Source organism: Nocardia sp. NPDC003693, from assembly GCF_053981095.1.
This window is the reverse complement of sequence record NZ_JBSFNO010000043.1, coordinates 1-19295: the sequence shown is the minus strand read 5'-3', so window position 1 is coordinate 19295 and position 19295 is coordinate 1. Positions and strand designations below refer to the sequence as shown.

The window sequence follows — 19295 nt, the reverse complement described above, 5'->3', positions numbered from 1 at the left end:
GTGCCTTTCGCCACTGGACAAGGAGTGACCCATGACAGCGCGCCGTTCGGTGCTCGCCGTGCCCGGCAGCAACCCCCGCATGATCGACAAGGCCAAGGGCCTGGCGGCGGACGAGATCTTCCTCGATCTGGAGGACGCGGTGGCCCCGGCGGCCAAGGCGCAGTCCCGGGCGAACATCGTCGCCGCGCTGAACGCCGAGGACTGGAACGGCCAGATTCGCGTTGTGCGCGTGAACGATTGGACCACCCAGCACACCTACGCCGACGTCATCGCCGTGGTCGAGGGCGCGGGCGCGAACCTCGACGCCATCCTGCTGCCCAAGGTCACCGACGGCGGCCAGGTCCGGGCGCTGGACCTGCTGCTGACCCAGCTCGAGAAGGCCGGCGGGCTGCCCGTGGGCCGCATCGGCATCGAACCGCAGATCGAGAACGCGCTCGGGCTGCGCAACATCGACGAGATCGCCACGGCGAGTCCCCGGGTGCGGACGCTGGTGTTCGGCCCCGCCGATTTCATGGCCTCCATCAATATGCGCACCCTCGTGGTCGGCGAACAGCCCGAGGGCTACACCCCCGGCGACGCCTACCACCACATCTATATGACCATCCTGCTCGCGGCCCGCGCCCACGGATTGCAAGCCATCGACGGCCCGTACCTGGCCGTTCGCGACATCGAGGGCTTCCGGCGCAACGCCGCGCGCACCGCGGCGCTCGGTTTCGACGGCAAATGGGTGCTGCACCCGGACCAGATCGCGGCGTGCAACGAGATCTTCAGTCCGCGCCAGGCCGATTACGACCGCGCCGAGGAGATTCTGGACGCCTACGCCTTCCACACCTCCGCCGCGGGCGGTGCGCGCGGCGCCGTCATGCTGGGTGACGAGATGATCGACGAGGCCAGCGCCAAGATGGCCCAGGTCATCGCCGAGAAAGGACGTGCGGCCGGAATGATGCGCAGCACGTCCGCGGTGTGAAACCGGCGCTGCGATACCCCGGGTGACCCGGACGAATAGCATGATGGAGATATGACGAATCCCCTGGGGAACTCGAACCGGAACCGACCGGGCCTGCCGACGCCTCCGTCGGGCTGGCCGGTCGCGTCGTACCCGACCTACGCCGAGGCACAGCGGGCGGTCGACTACCTGGCCGACAACCAGTTCCCGGTGGAGAACGTGACCATCGTGGGTGTCGACCTCATGCAGGTCGAGCGGGTGCTGTACCGCCTCACCTGGGGCAAGGTCATCGGCACCGGCGTGGTGTCCGGCGCCTGGCTGGGCCTGTTCGTCGGCCTGCTGCTGAGCCTGTTCAACAGCGGCGGCGCGATCATCATCGGCCTGATCGGCGGCATCATCTTCGGCGTGATCTCCACGACGATCCCGTACGCGGCCAGCCGCGGGCAGCGCGACTTCGCCTCCAGCATGCAGCTGGTGGCCGGGCGGTACGACGTGCTGTGCGACCCGAAGGCCGCCGAGCAGGCGCGCGACATGCTCGCCAGGCTGGCGCTGTAGCCGATGGACGTGATCGACACGGTCCGGGCAGGCGTGCTCGGGCATTTCGGCGTGCAGACCGCGGACGCGGCCTCGGTGACCTTCCTGGGTCTCGAGCCCATCGACATCCTGCGGATCCCGGACGCGGATCTGGTGCACTACGTGACCCTCGGCGGTTCCCGCCATCCGATGACCGATCCGAGTGCGGCCCTGGCCGATCCGGTGCGCGGTCCGCGCGCGGAACTGGCGCTGACCCTGCTCGGCAACGTCGGCGCCGGCTCCGGGCTGACCCGGGCGCTGGCGGTGCTGGTGGCCTCGCCGTCGGTGGAGGGCATCGTGCTGCAGCCGGACGCGCTGCTGGACTTCGGTGAACCGCTGTGGGGCGGCGCCATTTTCACCGCGGTGCTGCTGGGCGAGAGCGAGATCCCGGACGTGCCGCTGCCCGACCCCGCGGACCCGGTGCGGTTCCTGACCGCGACGCCCATCACCGCGACCGAGGCCGCCTGGGTGCGGATCCGGGGCGCGGCGGCGCTGCGCGAGGCCTGGACCGAGGCGAAAATCGATGTGCGGGACCCGGATCGGGGTTCGGCCAGCCTGTAGCCCGGACCGAGCCCGGGCCGATCCCGCGGATCAGAGCCAGTCGTTGCGGTGGAACGTCTTGTACAGCACGGCGCAGACCAGCACCATGAGCCCGATGATCAGCGGATAGCCGTAGGTCCACTTCAGTTCCGGCATGTGATCGAAATTCATGCCGTACACGCCCGCGATCATGGTCGGCACGGCCGCCATGGCCGCGTACGCGGAGATCTTGCGCATGTCGGTGTTCTGCTGCACGCTCACCTTGGCCAGCGCGGCGTTGATGAGCGCGCTGAGCGATTCGTTGAAGTCGGTGATCTGTTCCGCGGCCGCGGTGTGATGGTCGAGCACGTCCCGCATGTAGCGCCGAATCTCCACCGGCAGCGGCAGTTTCGGGTCGTGCGTGAGCAGTTGCAGCGGGAGCGCCAGCGGTTTGACCGCGCGCCGCAGTTCCACCACCTCGCGCTTGAGCTGATAGATCGCCTCGATGACGATGCGGCTCGCCGGGGTGAACACCGCCTCCTCCATGGCGTCGACGTCCTCCTCGATCGACGCGGTCACCTCCACGTACGAGTCGACGACGTGATCGGCCACCCCGTGCAGCACCGCGCCGGGACCGAGTCCCAACTGCTGCGGATCGGCCTCCAATTGCTTACGGACACCGGCCAATCCGGTGTGGTCGCCGTCGCGCACGGTGATCACGAAGTCGGGCCCGGTGAAGATCATGATCTGGCCGGTGTCGACGATCTCGCTGACCGTGTTCAGCTCGTGCACGTGGTACTGCACGGTCCGCAGCACCAGCACCAGAATGTCGTCGTAGCGTTCGAGTTTGGGGCGCTGGTGGGCGTGCACCGCGTCCTCGACCGCGAGCTGATGCAGGCCGAACGCCTGTGCCACGTCGAGCATGAGGGTGTGGCTCGGCTCCAGCAGGCCCAGCCAGACGAAGCCCTCGCCGCGGTCGCGCACCTCCGCCAGCGCCTGTTCGTAGGTGCACTGATCCAGCAGCCGCCGCCCGTCCACGTAGACCGCGCAGTCGACGACCACGTTCGCCCCGTCCTCGCGGCCGGTCGATGTCGGTGGGTGGTCCTCCGGCCGGTTCGATCGGTGCAGGGACGGCAGCGGCGGAATCGACACGGTCGAAGTCTAGTTGTCACCGGGCCCGCCGCCGGGGCACCCGCGTGCGGCGTGCGCGGGCCACGTCCGATCGTTACCGGCGCGCGCGGGCAAGATGGGGGTGTGCGCATCGATCTTCACACTCATTCCAATGCCTCCGACGGCACCGACACCCCGGCCGAGCTGATCGCCAACGCCGCGGCCGCCGGGCTCGACGTGGTCGCCCTGACCGATCACGACACCACCTCGGGGTGGGCCGAGGCGGTCGCGGCGCTGCCGCCGGGCCTGACGCTGGTGCGGGGCATGGAGATGTCGTGCGTGGGCAACGGCGCGGACGGCTGGCCGGTGGCGGTGCACCTGCTGGCCTACCTGTTCGATCCGGCCGACGCGTGCTTCGCCCAGGAGCGGGAGCGGTTGCGGGCCGAGCGCATCGTGCGGTTGCGGTCCATGGCCGAGCAGATGCGGGCCGACGGCCTGCCGGTGGACCCGGACGCGGTGATGGCGTCGGCGGGGCCGTCGGCGGGCCGGCCGCATCTGGCCCGGGCGCTGGTGGAGGCCGGCGTGGTGCCGACGGTGGACGCGGCCTTCCAGGATCTGCTGTCCTCCGACGGCCGCTACTACGTGGAGAAGGCCGACACGCCGTTGGAGCGCGCGGTGGAGATGGTGGCCACGGCGGGCGGGGTGAGCGTGATCGCGCACGCGCGGGCCCGCAAACGCGGCCGGTTGCTGGCGCTGGATCACATCCGGGAGTTGAGCGAGCAGGGTCTCGGCGGGCTGGAGCTGGACCATCCCGATCACAGTGCCGCCGATCGCGCGGTGCTGGCGGACCTGGCCGCCGAACTCGGTCTGCTCACCACCGGGTCCTCGGATTACCACGGTCGCAACAAAACCATCCGGCTCGGTGAATTCACCACGGATCCAGAACAATTCGAGCGGCTCGTGGAGAAGGCGAGCGGGGTTCCGGTGATCACGGGATGAAGGTGCTGCGCGGGCTGAGCGGCATCGTCGCGGGCGGCACGGTGGTGCTGGCGGCGACGGTCGTCGGCGCCGAGATCGTGGGCGCGCGGCGCGGGTTTCCGGGTCCGGGAGCCGCCGATGTCGCGTGGCACGTGGTCGCGGCGATAGCGGTGGTCGCCGCGCAAATTTATTCGGATAGGCGTTCGGGTTCGGCGGCTTTTTTCGGGTCCGTGGTTGTTTTTCTACTGGCCGGATATCTGTTGTGGGCCCAGTGGTGGAATTGATACACGCATAACAGTTGCGAGCAGTTGAACTCTGGTCGAACATTTGTCGATATGACCGAATTCGACGCCGATGTGCTCGTGCTGGGCGGTGGCCCGGCCGGGGCCTGGGCGGCGCTCGCGGCGGCCGCCACCGGCGCCCGGGTATTGCTGGTCGACAAGGCGCACTGCGGAACCAGCGGGCCCACCGCGCACGGCGGCGCGACACTGTGGAACATCGCGCCGGGCCCCGCGCGCGACGAAGCGGTGGCGCGGAGTTTCGCGCACGGCGGCGGACTCGCCGATCCCGAATGGATGTACCGCGTCCTGGACGAGACGCACCGGCGTGTCGGCCAACTGGTCGGGGGGAGCGCGCGGTCCGCGGAACCGCACGGGCTGCCCAGCCGAATTCACCTGGACGGCCCGGCGTACCTGGGCCGCATGCGGCGCAGCATGATCGTCGCCGGTGTGCGAATCCTGGACCACCACCCGGCATTACAGCTGCTCACCGACGCCGACGGCGTGGTGTCGGGCGCGGCGGGGGTGGCCCTGCGGGGTGAGGCGCACGCCTGGATCGTGCGGGCGCGCGCGGTGGTGCTCGCCACCGGCGGCTGCGCGTTCCTGTCCGGCGGCGCGGGCACCGACGTGGCGACCGGTGACGGCCTGCTGATGGGCGCCGAGGCCGGCGCCGAACTCTCGGGGATGGAATTCTCCAACGCGTATTCGCTGGTGCCCGCCGGTGATTCGCGACGGACCGGCGCCGGCGCGTCGCTCGTCGTGCCCGATCGGCTCATCGACGCCGCCACGCTCTACGACGAGTCGCGCGCGGTGCTGTGCGAGCACGGCGCCGAATCCCGGGTGCGGGCGTTCACCGCCATCGCCGACGGCCGCCGGGTCTACGCGGCCCTCGACGACCTCCCCGAATCGGTCCGCGAACGATTGCGCGGGGACGCGAGCACACCCGATCACGTGGCACTGCGGCCGGTGTTCGAGGGCACGGTGCGCGGGACCGGCGGCCTGCGGCTGGCCGGAGCCGACTGCGCCACCACGGTTCCCGGGCTCTACGCCGCGGGCGATGTGACCACCCGCGAGCCGGTGACCGGCGCGGTCTCCGGCTTCGGCGGGCAGAACGGCGCGTGGGCGATCTCCTCCGGGGTCTGGGCGGGCGCGGGCGCGGCCCGCTACGCGAGCACCCGGCGGCGGGCGGGCAAGACCCGGGCGGTCCCGGGCGCGGGGCTCGGCGCGAAGGCGCGCATCGATCCGCGCGCGGTCATCGGACTGGTCCAGGAGCACACGCTGCCGTTGCGCCGCAGCTACTGGCGCAGCGACGGCAGCCTGCGGGACAGCATCGGCGAGCTGGACGGCATGTGGCCGGGCGCCGAATTCGACCTCGGCGGCGCGGGCGCGCACCGGCTGCGGGCCAGACAGGCGGCGGCGCTGCTGGCGGTGGCGCGCTGGACCAAGTACAGCGCGCTGGCGCGCACCGAGACGCGCGGGATGCATCGCCGCACCGATCACCCCGGTGCGGCCGGTGATTGGCGCGTACGGTTGCTCTCGGGCGGGCTCGACAGCGTGTGGGTGCGCCCGGAACGCTCGGCCGCGCCGCGGTCCATGCGCGGGCCGGTCCCGCCGCTGGTGCTCCCCGACGACGCGCCGCTGCCCGACGCGGCGGGCAAGCACAGCCGGACCCGGTCCGCGGCCCTGGTGCACGAGCCGGCGCTGACGGAGATCGAATTGCTCTGATCCGCTGGTCCGGTGGTGGCGCCGCGGGCTCACAGGTGAGCCTGCCAACCAGGCATGACAGCTCACCGCGGTGGTCGTCGCCGCGTTGTGACAGTTCTCCACGGTCGCGGCCGGACGTGCGAGTTTCCCTTTACCTGGGGGTGATTCGCCTCGCCTAGGCTTCGTTGATGGTGAACGCGCGCGATGGGCCCGGACCCGATTTGGCGCGTCGTCGCAGCTACTGGCAGAATGTTGCGATCCCCGGTTGGAGCCGACCGCCCGGCCCGGGACACTCGGTGATCACGATCCGCTGACTCGCGGATTCACCCACGATCACCCCGGCGACATCGCCCGGACCCACCCGTCCGGTTCCCGCTCGACGATCTGTGCCGCGACACGCTGCCTCGGCTTCGTGAACCGATACTCGTAATGCTTTGTGACACTTGCTCGATAGACCGGCGCAGTTCCGAAGTAACGGTATCGGTGAAGCAGTGCGGCGCGCCCGATATAGAGCAAGAAACCTGAAATAGCTATTACCGAACGGTAACCGTCAAACGGTTGAGTCCGCACCGAGATGGAGTGAAATCGTGTCACCCGTGACTGAAGCAGTGAATGCCCCCGCGAGCAACGCGAACCTGGCCGACATCACCACGGAAGAAATTTTCGCGGGCCACCTGGGCGGCAAGCTCTCGGTCGAACTCACCGCGCCGCTGGAGACCCAGCGCGATCTCTCCATCGCCTACACCCCGGGTGTAGCGCAGGTGTGCCGCGGCATTCACGCGGACGAATCGCTCGCCAAGACCTACACCTGGGCCGAGCGCCTGGTCGTGGTCGTGTCCGACGGCACCGCGGTGCTGGGCCTGGGCGACATCGGCCCGCGCGCCTCGCTGCCGGTGATGGAGGGCAAGGCGGCGCTGTTCAAGAAGTTCGCCGGACTGGACTCGATCCCGATCGTGCTCGACACCAAGGATGTCGACAAGATCGTCGAAACGCTGATCCTGCTGCGTCCGAGCTTCGGCGCGGTCAACCTCGAGGACATCTCCGCGCCGCGCTGCTTCGAGATCGAGAAGCGCGTCATCGAGGCCCTGGACTGCCCGGTCATGCACGACGACCAGCACGGCACCGCGATCGTGGTGCTGGCCGCGCTCAAGGGCGCCGCCGCCGTGCAGGGCCGCGACATGTCCGAGATGAAGGTCGTGGTCTCGGGTGCGGGCGCCGCCGGCGTGGCGTGCACCGACATCCTGCTGGCCGCGGGCGTCAAGGACGCGATCGTGCTCGACTCCAAGGGCATCGTGAGCCGGGACCGCGGCGATCTGAACGACGTCAAGGTGGATCTGGCCGCGCGCACCAACCCGCGCGACGTGACCGGCGGTGCGGCCGAGGCGCTCGCGGGCGCGGACGTGTTCCTGGGTCTGTCGGCGGGCACCATCGCCGAGGAGCTCATTGCGTCCATGGCTCCCGAATCCATCGTGTTCGCCATGTCGAACCCGGATCCGGAGATCCACCCCGACGTGGCCGCCAAGTACGCCGCGATCGTGGCCACCGGCCGGTCGGACTTCCCGAACCAGATCAACAACGTGCTCGCCTTCCCCGGCGTGTTCAAGGGCGCGCTCGACGTGGGCGCGCGCCGCATCACCGAGGGCATGAAGGTCGCCGCAGCGGACGCCATCTTCGCGGTGGTCAAGGACGAACTGGCCGTGGACAAGATCATCCCCAGCCCGCTGGACCCGCGCGTGGCCCCGGCCGTCGCCGCGGCCGTGGGCGCGGCGGCGATCGCCGAAGGCGTCGCGTAGTCGCACATCGCTGAAAGTCCCGGCCCCCGCACAGAAACTGTGCGGGGGCCGGGTCATTTGAGGGGAAGCGACGGTCAGCGGCGCTCGGTGGTCCGCTGCATTCTCGGGGAGGCGGTCACCGCGGCCACGAACTCGGCCAGCTGCTTGTCCGAGACGTTGCGGGCCAGATCGGACTCGCAGATCATGCCGATCAGGCGTTTGCCGTTCGCCATGTCGACCACGGGCAGGCGCTTGATCTGGTTCTGTTCCATGATCTCGAGGACCTCGGAGACGTCGGTGTCGGCGTCGACCCAGCGCGGGGTGCCCGTCGCGAGGTCGCCGGCGCGGACGCGGGCGGGGTCGTGGCCTTCGGCGATACATCGGACCACGATGTCGCGGTCGGTGAGCATGCCGATCATGCGCTCGTTGTTGCAGATGGGGAGCGCGCCGACGTCCATGTTGCGCATCAGTTGCGCGGCGCGGTCCAGGGTCTCGTCCGCCGGTATGCACTCCACGCTGTCGTGCATGATGTCGCGGGCTTTCATGGCTTTCACGCAAAACCTCCTCGGAAGTGGATGGTGCTGTAGCCACTGCCCATCGTGTCCCGGATCACAGTCGAGGTCAATGCGTTCTTTGCTGAGGGGTAGCCGATCGCTGGTCGGGGGGTGGCGCGGGGTCCGCGATGGTCCGGCGCAGGCGGCCCGAGCCCGGGGCCGCGGCCCACACCGCGGCCGCCAGCAGCGCGTCCAGGATCAGCGCCAGCGCGGCGACCAGGATCGCGCCGACGAGCACGCGGTCGTAGCGGTAGAGGCCGATGCCGTCGAAGATGTAGCGGCCCAGCCCGCCCAGATTGACGTAGGCGGCGATGGTCGCGGTCGCGACCACCTGCAGCGTGGCCGCCCGCAGCCCGGTGAGCAGCACCGGGAGCGCGTTGGGCAGTTCCACGCGGAACAGCACCTGGCGTTCGGTCATGCCCATGGCCCGCGAGGCGTCCACCACCGTGTGGTCGACGTTCGCGATCCCGGCGTACGCGCCGGCCAGCAGCGGCGGGATGCCGACGGTCAGCAGGGCCAGAATCGGCGGCACCAGGCCCAGGCCCAGGCCGAGCACCGCGAAGGTGAGCAGGCCCAGGGTCGGCAGGGCGCGCATGGCGTTGGCGAAGCCGACGATCAGCGCCGAACCCCGCCGGGTGTGCCCGATCACGAGGCCGAGGGGCACCGCGATCAGCGCCGAAAGTCCCACGGCCAGCACGGTGTACCAGAGGTGCTGGAGTACGCGAACCCCGATGCCGGTGGGCCCGGACCAGTTCGCGCCGTCGGCGAGGAAGGCCCAGGCATCCGCGAAAAGACTCATGCCGCGGGCCCTTTCGCGGTACGGCTGTCGCGCAGCCACGGGGTGGCCAGCCTGCCGAGCAGGAACAGCGCGCGGTCCACGATGAGCGCCAGGACGAGCACCACGATGATGCCCGCGACGATCTCGTCCGGATAGTCGCGCTGATACCCCTGGGTGAAGAGTTTGCCGAGCCCGCCGACGCCGATGAGCGCGCCGACGGTCACCATCGAGATGTTGGTGACGGCCACGACCCGCAGGTTGGCGACGAATACCGGGAGGGCGAGCGGGAAGTCGACGGTCAGCACCCGTCGCAGCCGGGTGTAGCCGATGGCGTCGGCGGCGTCGAGCACGGCCGCGGGCACCGAGTCCAGGGCGGCGGGCACCGCGGTCACCAGCAGCGCCACCGAATAGATGGTCAGGGCGATCACCACGTTGAGCGGATCGATGACCGCGATGCCCAGCAGCGGGGGAATGATCACGAACAGCGCGAGCGAGGGAATCGTGTAGGCGATGCTCGCGACGGTGGTCGTGATGCGCCGCGGCCAGCGGGTGCGGTGCACGAGCGCGCCGATCGGCACCGCGATGGCCAGCGCGAGCAGCAGCGGCAGCAGCGCCAGATACAGGTGCGTGCGGGTGAATCCGGCGATCTCACCGAGATTGCCGAGCAGGTAGTTCACCGCGGTTCTCCGGTGAAGAACGCGCGATTGCGTGCGGCGTCCTCGTCCGCGCGCTGGCGGGTGAGCTGTTCCAGCACGTCCGCCGCGCGGATGCCGCCGACGGCGGCCCCCGAATCATCGACCGCCACACCGATTTCCGAGGGCGAGGAGATGGCGCTGTCCAGGGCCTGGCGCAGATCGCCGCCGGGCGGGAACAGCGAGCCGCCCGCGGCGACGCACTCGGTCAGCGCGCGCCCGGCGCGCACCCCTTCCACGCCGGTGGTGTCGATCCAGCCGATGGGATGGCGCGCGGCGTCGACCACGAGCCGCCATTCGTTCCGGCCCAGGCGGACGCCGGGCACGTCGGCGGGGGACAGGGTCGCGAGGTCGAGCAGCGTGACCCCCGCCGCGCTGCGGAAAGATAGCTCCCGGTAGCCGCGATCGCGGCCGACGAATCCGGCGACGAAATCCGTTGCGGGCTGCGAGAGTACGCGCTGGGGCCGGTCGTACTGCTGGAGCCGGCCGCCGGGCCCGAAGACGGCGATGCGCTCGCCGAGCTTGATGGCTTCGTCGATGTCGTGGGTGACGAAGACGATGGTCTTGCGCAGTTCGGCCTGCAGGCGCCGCATCTCGGCCTGGAGTTCGGTGCGCACCACCGGGTCGACGGCGCTGAAGGGTTCGTCCATGAGCAGGATCGGGGGATCGGCGGCCAGCGCCCGCGCCACCCCGACGCGCTGCTGCTGGCCGCCCGAGAGCTGCGCCGGATAGCGCCGGGCCAGTGTGCGATCGAGCCCGACGCGGTCGAGCAGTTCCAGCGCGCTCGCCCGGGCGGAGCGGCGCGAGACACCGCGCAGCACCGGCACGGTGGCGACGTTGTCGAGCACCGTGCGATGCGGCAGCAGTCCGCCGCTCTGGATGACGTAGCCGATGCCGAGCCGCAGCTGCACCGGGTTGCGCGTCGAAATATCCTGCCCGTCAACGGTTATGGTGCCGCTGGTGGGCGTGATCATCCGGTTGATCATGCGCATGGAGGTGGTCTTGCCGCAGCCGGAGGGGCCGACGAACACGGTGAACGAGCCGGACTCGATGCGCAGGTCGAGATCGTGGACGGCGACCGTGCCGTCCGGATAGGTCTTGCTGACGCCGCTGAATTCGATGTCGGACACCGTGTTCCCCTACCGCCGTTGTTCTCGTCCGTCCCGCGCTACGCGACCGGCTTGTCGAGCCCCTGGGCCGCGATCCAGGTCTTGGCGGCGGCCGCCGGTTCGGTCTTGGCGTCGCCGGAGACCGCGGTGTTCAGCGAAATCAGTTCGGCGGTGGTCAATTTCGCGGAGACGGCGTTGAGCACCGCGATCATCTTGTCGCTCTTGCTCGCGGTGTTGAACAGCGGCACCACGTTCTGCGCGGCGAAGTTGTGCAGCGGATCGGCCAGTACCACCAGGCCGTTGGCGGCGATGGCGGGCGAGGTGGTGAAGATGTCGGCGGCGGTGACCTGGTCCTCGACCAGCGCGCGCACCGTGGCCGGACCGCCGCCGTCGGCGATGGGCACGAAATTGGCGGGCGCGATGTCGAGGTTGTAGAACTTCTTCAAACCGGGCAGACCGCCCGGGCGCTCGGCGAATTCGGCGGGCGCGGCGAACTTCACCTCGGCCGAATGCGCGGCCAGATCGGCGATGCTGCGCAGATTCCAGCGCTGCGCGGTGGCGGCGGTGACCACCACGGCGTCGGAATCCTCGGCGGGCGCGGGTTTGCCGATGCCGAGGTCGGTGCCGAGCGCGGTGATCAGCGCGGCGTTCACGTCGACCGCCGCGGTCGCGGTGGCGTTCTTGTCCAGGTACTGCAGCAGGTTGCCGGTGTAGTCGGGCACCAGGTCGATCGCGCACTGGCGCAGCGCCGGGACATAGGCTTCGCGGCTGCCGATGTTCAGCTTGGTGTCGATGGTGAAACCGTTGGCGCGCAGGGCTTCCGCGTACACGTTGGCTACGGTCTCGGACTCGGGGAAGTTGGCGGATCCGACCGTGAGGTGGTTCGTGTCGCCGCCGCAGTCGCCGGAGGCGCCGAGCGGATCGGAGTCCCCGCCGCAGGCCGAGGCGACCATCGCGGCCGCGAGGGCCACCGCGGCGGCGAGAATACGCAGGGCGGTCCGAGCGTTTCGCCGGCCATTGGCCCGCGTGGTGAGTAGGGGGTGCACAGGCTTCCTTCCACCAAGAAAACAGACTTGACTGTTTATATTGCCCGCTTACCCACGCCGACGCCGCCTACGCCGGGTCGGTTTTGAATTCGCCTGGCACGACACCGTATTTCGGAGTGTTGAGGCCCCGATCCGCTTTCCCGGAACCCGGGGGAGCAGACTGTTGCGGGTGTTCGGCAGAACGGATTACCTCACCCGGGCCCGGCGTGCCCGGCGGCGATCGGCGCGGGCACCGCGCGTGACACGGCGCGTCGCCGTGCTCGCGACGCTGGCGGTCCTCGGTGCGAGTTGCGGTTCCGAGTCCGGGCCCGTGCTCACCATCGGCGCGGGCGAGTCCGCGCAATCGCAGGTGCTGGCCGCGGTCTACGCGGGCGCGCTGGCGCGCACCGGCGCGCGCACCGCCGTCCGGGACGGACTCGGCGACCGGCGGGCCGCGATCGCCGCGCTGGACGCGGACGAGGTCGTCGCGGTCGGCGAGGTCAGCGGTGATCTGCTCACCGACCTCGATTCCGGCTCCGCCGCACGCAAACCCGACGCCGTGACCGCGGCGCTCAACGCGGCGCTGCCCGCGGGCCTGATCGTCGGCGACGCCGCGGACGGCACCGACCTGCGGCCGGTGGTCGTGGCGGCGGCCACCCGGGTCGCCGAATTCCCGCCCACGCTGCGGGATCTCGGCCCGCGCTGCGCGGGGCTGGTGGTGGGCGTCGCCACCGGGCCGGCGCTGGATCCGCAGCGGACCCCGCTCGATCCGCATCGGGACGTGGTCGAGCCGCTGCGCGCGGTGTACGGCTGCGAACTCGCGGAACCGGTGCCCTTCACCGATCTGGGTGAGCTGCGGAAAGCGCTCGCCGAGGGCCGGATCGGGCTGGGTGTGCTGTCCGGCCCGCCGGCCTACCTGCCGGACGGCGGCAGGGATCTGGTGGCGCTGGCCGATCCGGAGTACGCGTTCCGGGCCGCGATGGTGTTGCCGCTGGTGCGCAAGGGTGAGCTGAACGAGATTCGGCTGCGCAAACTGAATTACGTGGCCGGCGAGCTGACCACCGGGGACCTGGCGGACCTGATTCGCCAGGTGCGCGAGGACGGGGTGCGCCCGGACGAGGCGGCGCGCGCCTGGCTGGACGCGCACGCGCTGTAGGCGATTTGGGGGTTGCCCGCGCGGGACGCCTTGCCGCCGTGCGGGTGTGGGCGGGCCGGGCGCGGGGTCAGTCCAGCAGGGCCGCGGCGAGTCTAGGGGTGAGCGCCAGCGACGGCAGTGATTCCACCAGCAGTTCGATGAGTTCGTCGCGGGTGATGGGTTCCTCGCGCAGCCAGATGAGGGTGGTCTCCTCGAGGAAGGCGATCCAGCCGCGGACGGCCAGGGTGAGCCCGGGGCGTTCGGCGTCCTCGATGGGCAGCGGCGAGTTGGCCAGGATGCGCTCGACCTGGGCGGCGCGGTGCGCGTCGACCATGGCGATGAGTTCGGGGATGGCGCTGGCCGGTCCGCGCAGCAGGGCGCGGTAGGAGGTGCGGTTCTCGCTGACGTAGTCGACGTAGCGCTGGATCGAGTCGCGCAGCATGTCGAGCATGTTCAGGTCCGGGTCCGGCGCGGTGCGGGCCAGTAGTTCGGCGTTGGCGTGCGCGACGACCGCCAGGTAGAAGTCCTGTTTGGTGGGGAAGTAGTGGAACAGCAGGGCGCGCGAGATGCCGGCCTGTTTCGCGATCTCGCTGACGGAGATGTCCTCCAGTTCCCGTTCGCGCAGCATGCGGGTGCCCAGGGTGATCAGCTGCTGACGGCGTTCCTCGGGGCTGAGGCGCACGCGTTTGGTTCCGGTGGCCGGTCTGCTCACGCCTACTCCTTCGGTCACCCGGGAAATCCTACTGAACGCGAGTCAACACTGTTGACTCGGACTCAATAAGACCTTACGCTCGATTTCATGAGTCGCAAGGTTACAGACAAAGCTGTCGATAATCGGCCGGTCCGGCATTCGCACATCATCATCGTCGGCAGCGGGTTCTCGGGCCTGGGCATGGCGATCCGCCTCAGCCAGCAGGGTCAGCGGGACTACCTGGTGCTCGAGCGTGGCGATGACGTCGGCGGCACCTGGCGCGACAACACCTACCCCGGCGCGGCCTGCGACGTGCCCTCGCACCTGTACTCGTACTCCTTCGCGCTGAACCCGGAGTGGACGCGCTCGTTCTCCAAGCAGCCGGAGATCCAGAAGTACATCCAGGGCGTCGCCGACAAGTACGGGGTGCGCGACAAGCACATCTTCGGCTGCGACATGACCGGTGCGCAGTTCAACAACGAGACCGCGCGCTGGGAGATCCAGACCTCGCAGGGTCCCTTCACCGCCGACATCCTGATCTCCGCCGTCGGCGCGCTGTGCGAGCCGAACCTGCCGGACATCAAGGGCATCAACGACTTCCAGGGCGAGATCTTCCACTCCGCCCGCTGGAACCACGATTCGGACCTGACCGGCAAGCGCGTCGCGGTCATCGGCACCGGCGCCTCGGCCATCCAGATCGTGCCGAGCATCGCCAAGCAGGTCGCCCACCTGGACGTGTACCAGCGCACCGCGCCGTGGCTGCTGCCGCGCGGCGACCGGCCGTACCTGCTGCCCGAACGCCTTGCCTTCAAGTACATTCCGGGCGCGCAGGCGCTCTCGCGCGCGGCCATCTACGCGGTCCGCGAGAGCCAGGTCGTCGGCCTGGCCAAGTTCCCGCCCGCCATGAAGATCCTGGAGACCGTGGCCCGGGCCAAGCTGCGCGTGGAGGTCCGCGATCCCGAACTGCGCGCCAAGGTCACCCCGAACTTCCGCATCGGGTGCAAGCGCATGCTCATCTCCAACGAGTACTACCCGGCCCTGGGCCGCGACAACGTCGAGCTGGTGACCGACGGCATCAAGGAGATTCGCGGTAACTCCGTCGTCACCAAGGACGGCGTCGAGCGCGAGGTGGACGCGATCATCGTGGCCACCGGCTTCCACGTCACCGATTCCCCGGCCTACGAGACCATTTCCGGTCGCGACGGCCGCACCCTCGCCGGCGTCTTCGAAGAGGGCGGTCAGCAGGGGTACAAGGGCTCGGCCATCAACAACTTCCCGAACATGTTCTTCATGCTCGGCCCGAACGTCGGCCTGGGCCACACCTCGATGGTGTACATGATCGAATCGCAGATCAACTACATCTCCGACGCCGTGGCCACCATCGACCGGCTCGGCCTGCGGACCATCGAGGTGCGCAAGGACGTGCAGGACGCGTACAACGTCGAGCTGCAGGGCAAGCTCGAGGGCGCGGTCTGGAGCACCGGCGGGTGCGCCTCCTGGTACATGGACAAGCACGGCAACAACACCACGCTGTGGCCGGACTTCACCTTCCGGTTCCGTAGTCTGCTCGAGAAGTTCGATGTATCCGCCTACGAGACTTCCGAATCCACCGCGCGGGTTTCCGCGTAATACTCGCCGTAATCGGCTCAATCGAAAGTGGTAAACGTGAGCAACGATGCTTACTTCAAGGACAAAGTCTGTGTGATCACCGGCGCCGGTTCCGGCATCGGCCGCGCCCTGGCGGAGAACCTGGCCCGCCGCGGCGCGAAGCTCGCGCTGTCCGACATCGACACCGACGGCCTGGCCGAGACGGTCGAGCGCTGTGAGCGGTACGGCGTGGACATCAAGTCCGATCGCCTGAACGTCGCCGAGCGCGAAGCGGTGCTGCTGTACGCCGACGAGGTCGCCAAGCACTTCGGCAGGGTCAACCAGATCTACAACAACGCCGGCATCGCGCATCACGGCGATGTGGTCAGCACCGCGTTCAAGGACATCGAACGCATCATGGACGTCGACTTCTACGGAGTCGTCAACGGCACCAAGGCATTCCTGCCGTACCTCATCGAATCCGGCGCGGGCCACGTGGTGAACGTGTCCAGCCTCTTCGGCCTCATCGCGGTGCCCGGCCAGAGCGCCTACAACGCGGCGAAGTTCGCGGTGCGCGGCTTCACCGAGGCGCTGCGCCAGGAAATGATCATGAGCGGCAAGCCGGTCAAGGTGACCTGCGTGCACCCCGGCGGCATCAAGACCGCCGTCGCGCGCAACGCCACCGTCGCCGAGGGCCTCGATCAGAAGAACCTGGCCACGATGTTCGACAAGCAGCTCGCGCTGCACACCCCGGAAATGGCCGCGCAGGTCATCACCGAGGGCGTGGCCAAGGGGCACGGCCGCGTGCTGATCGGCTGGGAGGCCAAGCTGCTCGACCTCTTCGTGCGCAGCACCGGCTCGTACTACCAGCGCATCTCCGCGGTGGTGCAGAAGCGCTTCCTGCCCTAGGGAATTGGATATGTTGGACGTGAAACTGCCACTGCCCGTGGCACGTGCGGTGCTGCGCCCGGTCTTCCGGGTCATGCTGAACGCCCGGCTGCCCTTCACCGTGCAGCGCAAGCTCATGGAGATCGGCGCGCCGGCGCAGCGCCCGCCGCGCGGCACCCACGTGGAGCGCGTCCGCCTCGGCGGGCGTCCGGCCGAACGGGTCACCGTCGGCCCGGTCAGCGACCAGGCCACCGTGCTGTACCTGCACGGCGGCGGCTATACGGTCGGTTCGCCCGTCACCCACCGCGCGCTGGCGGGCTATCTGGCCCGCGAAACGGGGTGCGCGGTCCATGTTCTGGACTACCGCCTGGCGCCCGAGCACCCGTTCCCGGCCGGACTCGACGACGCCGAGATGGCCTTCCTGGAACTGGTCGCCACGGGGTACCGGCCCGAACGCATCGCGCTCGGCGGTGACTCGGCCGGCGGCGGGCTCTCCCTCGCGCTCGCGTTGCGGCTGCGGGACAAGCACGGCTACGTGCCGGCCGCGCTCGGGTTGATCGCGCCGTGGACCGACCCCAACGAACTGCCCGCGCGGGACGAGGATCTGGTGCTGACCCGGCCGTGGTCGCGGTCGTGCGCCGACGCGTACCTCGGCGACGGCGACAACCAGGACATCGGCTACGCGCCGCTGCTGGCCGAACTGCACGGGCTGCCGCCCACCTACGTGCAGGCCGATCGTGACGAACTGCTGCATCCGCAGTGCGTGCGACTGGTCGACAAGCTCACCGCGGCCGGTGTTCGCACCGAGTTCTCCGAGACCGACGGACTCTGGCACGTCGCGCAGCTGCAGGCGTCGCTGGTGGCCCCGGCCGCGGCGATCACGATCGAACTCGGCGACTTCCTGCGTCAAGCGCTGCGCCCCGCGCCTACCAGGTCCATAGGATAGGCAGCAGAACGCGTGTGACCGCCCGGACCGGCGAACGAGAACATGTTCGGGCGGTCCGTGGGGTGTGACCTGGAAGCGTGGCGTAAATTACTCGCCAGTATTACTCAATGTGGAGGGCAGCGATGCGAGAGTTCGAAGTCCCGGCTACCTACACCATCCCGGAAACCGCGAACATGTCGGACGGCGCGTTCCGGCACGCGAAGGAAACGCCAGGTCTGGTCGTTTTCAACACCCCGGATGGCAACGGCGGCTGGAACGATGTCACCGCGGCGGAGTTCGCCGCGACCGTGACGGGAGTGGCCAAGGGTCTCGTCGCCTCCGGCATCGAACTCGGTGACCGCGTCGCCATCATGGCGGCGACCAGCTACGAGTGGGTCGTGCTGGACTTCGCCATCTGGGCGGCCGGCGGCTGCGGCGTCGCCATCTTCGACAGCTCCTCCGCCGAGCAGGTGCGCTGGATCCTCGAGGACTCCGCCACCAAGATCACCATCGTGCAGAACGACAAGCTGCGCGCCACCGTCGCCGAGGTCGAGGGCGGACTGCCCGACCTGCGCGAGGTGCTGATCCTCGATTCCGGCGTCATCGCCGAGCTCACCCGGCGTGGCGCGGAGCTGGACGACACCGTCGTGCACGAGCGTCGCGCCCAGGTGAAGGCCGCCTCCCCGGCGACCCTCATCTACACCTCGGGCACCACCGGTAAGCCCAAGGGCGTCATGCTCTCGCACGCGAACCTGTACGCCGAGTCGGCAGCGGACCGCTCCTCGATGAGCGAGTTCCTGCAGCCGGGCCGCAAGTCGCTGCTGTTCCTGCCGCTGGCCCACGTCTTCGCCCGCGCGGTGGCCCTGGCCGCCTTCGACGCCGGCGTCACCGTGGCGCACACCGCGGACTGGACCACGCTGGTCGAGCAGTTCGGCAAGTACAAGCCGGACTTCATCCTCTCGGTGCCGCGCGTGTTCGAGAAGGTGTTCAACGGCGCCAAGCAGAAGGCGCACGACGGCGGCAAGGGCAAGATCTTCGACTACGCCACCGAGGTGGCCATCGCCTACAGCGAGTCGCTGCAGAACGGCGGCCCCGGCCTGGGTCTGAAGATCAAGCACGCGGTGCTGGACAAGCTGGTCTTCAGCAAGCTGCGCGAGGCCATGGGCGGGCGCTGTGAGTCGGCCGTCTCCGGCGGCGGGCCCCTGGGCGCGCGCCTGGGCCATTACTTCCGCGGCGCCGGCGTCACCATCTACGAGGGCTACGGCCTGACCGAGTCCACCGCGGCCGTCAGCGTCAACACCCCCAAGTTCATCAAGGTCGGCTCGGTCGGCCGCCCGCTGCCCGGCCACGGCGCCAAGGTCGCCGAGGACGGCGAGCTGCTGATCCGCGGTCCGGTGGTCTTCAGCGGCTACTGGAAGAACGAGCAGGCCACCGCCGACGCGTTCGACGGCGAGGGCTGGTTCAAGACCGGCGACCTGGGCGCGATCGACGATCAGGGCTTCATCTCGATCACCGGCCGCAAGAAGGAAATCCTGGTCACCGCGGGCGGCAAGAACGTCTCCCCGGCGATGCTCGAGGATTCCCTGCGCCAGCACCCGCTGATCAGCCAGGTCATGGTCGTCGGCGACGGCCAGCCGTTCATCGGCGCGCTGATCACCATCGATCAGGAGGCGCTGCCGGGCTGGAAGGAACGCAACGGCATCGCCGCCGGCATCTCGATGGAAGAGCTGATCGAGAACGCCACCCTGAAGTCGGAGATCGACGCCGCGGTGGCCGCGACCAACAAGCTGGTCTCGCACGCCGAGGCGATCAAGAAGATCCGGATCCTGCCGGTCGACTGGACCCAGGAGGGCGGCGAGCTGACCCCGAAGATGTCGCTCAAGCGCAACGTGGTGATGAAGCAGTACGCGGCCGACGTGGACGCGATCTACGCCTAGCCCACGGCTGTCGAACGAGGCGCCGCCCGCGGACATGTCCGCGCCACCCCAAGATCGCGCAGGTCATCTACCCCGGCCTGGCCGAGCACCCGAG

Annotated in this window: 19 protein-coding genes; 12 read left to right on the top strand and 7 right to left on the bottom strand. The window is 69.4% G+C overall.

The window, feature by feature from the left end:
• The first annotated feature begins 31 nt into the window (after positions 1–31).
• Genes ACWDOP_RS32735 through ACWDOP_RS32725 form a run of 3 tightly spaced genes read left to right on the top strand, consistent with a single transcriptional unit; the run spans position 32 to position 2080 of the window.
• Positions 32–967: an HpcH/HpaI aldolase/citrate lyase family protein gene (locus tag ACWDOP_RS32735; protein ID WP_456348140.1), complete on the top strand. Its 936-nt coding sequence runs from the start codon at positions 32–34 to the stop codon at positions 965–967.
• A gap of 51 nt (positions 968–1018) precedes the next feature.
• Positions 1019–1501, top strand: a complete 483-nt coding sequence (locus ACWDOP_RS32730) for a general stress protein (protein WP_454202812.1) — start codon at positions 1019–1021, stop codon at positions 1499–1501.
• Positions 1502–1504: 3 nt separating this feature from the next.
• Positions 1505–2080, top strand: a complete 576-nt coding sequence (locus ACWDOP_RS32725) for a suppressor of fused domain protein (RefSeq protein WP_454202813.1) — start codon at positions 1505–1507, stop codon at positions 2078–2080.
• A 30-nt stretch (positions 2081–2110) separates the two neighbouring features.
• On the opposite strand, the gene corA is transcribed toward ACWDOP_RS32725, so the two are convergent.
• Entirely contained in the window at positions 2111–3184 is a 1074-nt protein-coding gene (corA, locus tag ACWDOP_RS32720; RefSeq protein WP_456348172.1) for a magnesium/cobalt transporter CorA, read from the bottom strand.
• A gap of 108 nt (positions 3185–3292) precedes the next feature.
• Here corA and ACWDOP_RS32715 point away from each other — a divergent pair, with 108 nt between their 5' ends.
• The 4 genes from ACWDOP_RS32715 to ACWDOP_RS32700 all read left to right on the top strand — a co-directional run bounded on the left by ACWDOP_RS32715 (position 3293) and on the right by ACWDOP_RS32700 (position 7901).
• Positions 3293–4147: a PHP domain-containing protein gene (locus ACWDOP_RS32715; protein ID WP_454202814.1), complete on the top strand. Its 855-nt coding sequence runs from the start codon at positions 3293–3295 to the stop codon at positions 4145–4147.
• Positions 4144–4410 (top strand): hypothetical protein, encoded by a 267-nt coding sequence (locus ACWDOP_RS32710; protein WP_456348139.1) that lies wholly within the window; start codon positions 4144–4146, stop codon positions 4408–4410. Before ACWDOP_RS32715 ends, ACWDOP_RS32710 begins: the two co-directional genes overlap by 4 nt.
• A 51-nt stretch (positions 4411–4461) precedes the next feature.
• Positions 4462–6129, top strand: coding sequence for an FAD-binding protein (locus ACWDOP_RS32705; RefSeq protein ID WP_456348138.1), 1668 nt, complete (start codon positions 4462–4464; stop codon positions 6127–6129).
• Between the two features lie 566 nt (positions 6130–6695).
• The gene (locus tag ACWDOP_RS32700) at positions 6696–7901 is read left to right on the top strand and encodes an NAD(P)-dependent malic enzyme (protein ID WP_456348137.1); all 1206 of its coding nucleotides are present in this window, start codon (positions 6696–6698) and stop codon (positions 7899–7901) included.
• Positions 7902–7975: 74 nt separating this feature from the next.
• Here the strand turns inward: ACWDOP_RS32700 and ACWDOP_RS32695 are convergent, their stop codons facing one another.
• The 5 genes from ACWDOP_RS32695 to ACWDOP_RS32675 form a co-directional block, all read right to left on the bottom strand.
• Positions 7976–8425, bottom strand: coding sequence for a CBS domain-containing protein (locus ACWDOP_RS32695; protein ID WP_454202860.1), 450 nt, complete (start codon positions 8423–8425; stop codon positions 7976–7978).
• A gap of 76 nt (positions 8426–8501) precedes the next feature.
• Positions 8502–9233 (bottom strand): ABC transporter permease, encoded by a 732-nt coding sequence (locus ACWDOP_RS32690; protein WP_456348136.1) that lies wholly within the window; start codon positions 9231–9233, stop codon positions 8502–8504.
• Positions 9230–9889 carry an ABC transporter permease gene (locus ACWDOP_RS32685; RefSeq protein ID WP_456348135.1) on the bottom strand — a complete coding sequence of 220 codons (660 nt, stop codon included), beginning with the start codon at positions 9887–9889 and terminating at the stop codon, positions 9230–9232. Before ACWDOP_RS32685 ends, ACWDOP_RS32690 begins: the two co-directional genes overlap by 4 nt.
• Positions 9886–11034 (bottom strand): ABC transporter ATP-binding protein, encoded by a 1149-nt coding sequence (locus ACWDOP_RS32680; protein WP_456348134.1) that lies wholly within the window; start codon positions 11032–11034, stop codon positions 9886–9888. Before ACWDOP_RS32680 ends, ACWDOP_RS32685 begins: the two co-directional genes overlap by 4 nt.
• A 38-nt stretch (positions 11035–11072) precedes the next feature.
• The gene (locus ACWDOP_RS32675) at positions 11073–11966 is read right to left on the bottom strand and encodes an ABC transporter substrate-binding protein (protein ID WP_456348171.1); all 894 of its coding nucleotides are present in this window, start codon (positions 11964–11966) and stop codon (positions 11073–11075) included.
• 331 nt (positions 11967–12297) lie between these two features.
• Here ACWDOP_RS32675 and ACWDOP_RS32670 point away from each other — a divergent pair, with 331 nt between their 5' ends.
• Positions 12298–13194 carry a glycine betaine ABC transporter substrate-binding protein gene (locus ACWDOP_RS32670; RefSeq protein WP_456348133.1) on the top strand — a complete coding sequence of 299 codons (897 nt, stop codon included), beginning with the start codon at positions 12298–12300 and terminating at the stop codon, positions 13192–13194.
• Between the two features lie 67 nt (positions 13195–13261).
• Here ACWDOP_RS32670 and ACWDOP_RS32665 read toward each other — a convergent pair whose 3' ends face one another.
• The gene (locus tag ACWDOP_RS32665; protein WP_456348132.1) at positions 13262–13885 is read right to left on the bottom strand and encodes a TetR/AcrR family transcriptional regulator; all 624 of its coding nucleotides are present in this window, start codon (positions 13883–13885) and stop codon (positions 13262–13264) included.
• An 87-nt stretch (positions 13886–13972) separates the two neighbouring features.
• Between ACWDOP_RS32665 and ACWDOP_RS32660 the strand changes: the two genes are divergently transcribed.
• From ACWDOP_RS32660 to ACWDOP_RS32645, 4 genes are all read left to right on the top strand, one after another.
• The gene (locus ACWDOP_RS32660) at positions 13973–15493 is read left to right on the top strand and encodes a flavin-containing monooxygenase (protein ID WP_456348131.1); all 1521 of its coding nucleotides are present in this window, start codon (positions 13973–13975) and stop codon (positions 15491–15493) included.
• Between the two features lie 36 nt (positions 15494–15529).
• Positions 15530–16360, top strand: a complete 831-nt coding sequence (locus ACWDOP_RS32655) for an SDR family NAD(P)-dependent oxidoreductase (protein ID WP_456348130.1) — start codon at positions 15530–15532, stop codon at positions 16358–16360.
• Positions 16361–16370: 10 nt separating this feature from the next.
• On the top strand, positions 16371–17285 hold the full coding sequence (locus ACWDOP_RS32650) for an alpha/beta hydrolase (RefSeq protein WP_454202825.1): 915 nt from the start codon (positions 16371–16373) through the stop codon (positions 17283–17285).
• Positions 17286–17407: 122 nt separating this feature from the next.
• Positions 17408–19201, top strand: a complete 1794-nt coding sequence (locus ACWDOP_RS32645; RefSeq protein WP_456348129.1) for an AMP-dependent synthetase/ligase — start codon at positions 17408–17410, stop codon at positions 19199–19201.
• Positions 19202–19295: the final 94 nt, after the last annotated feature.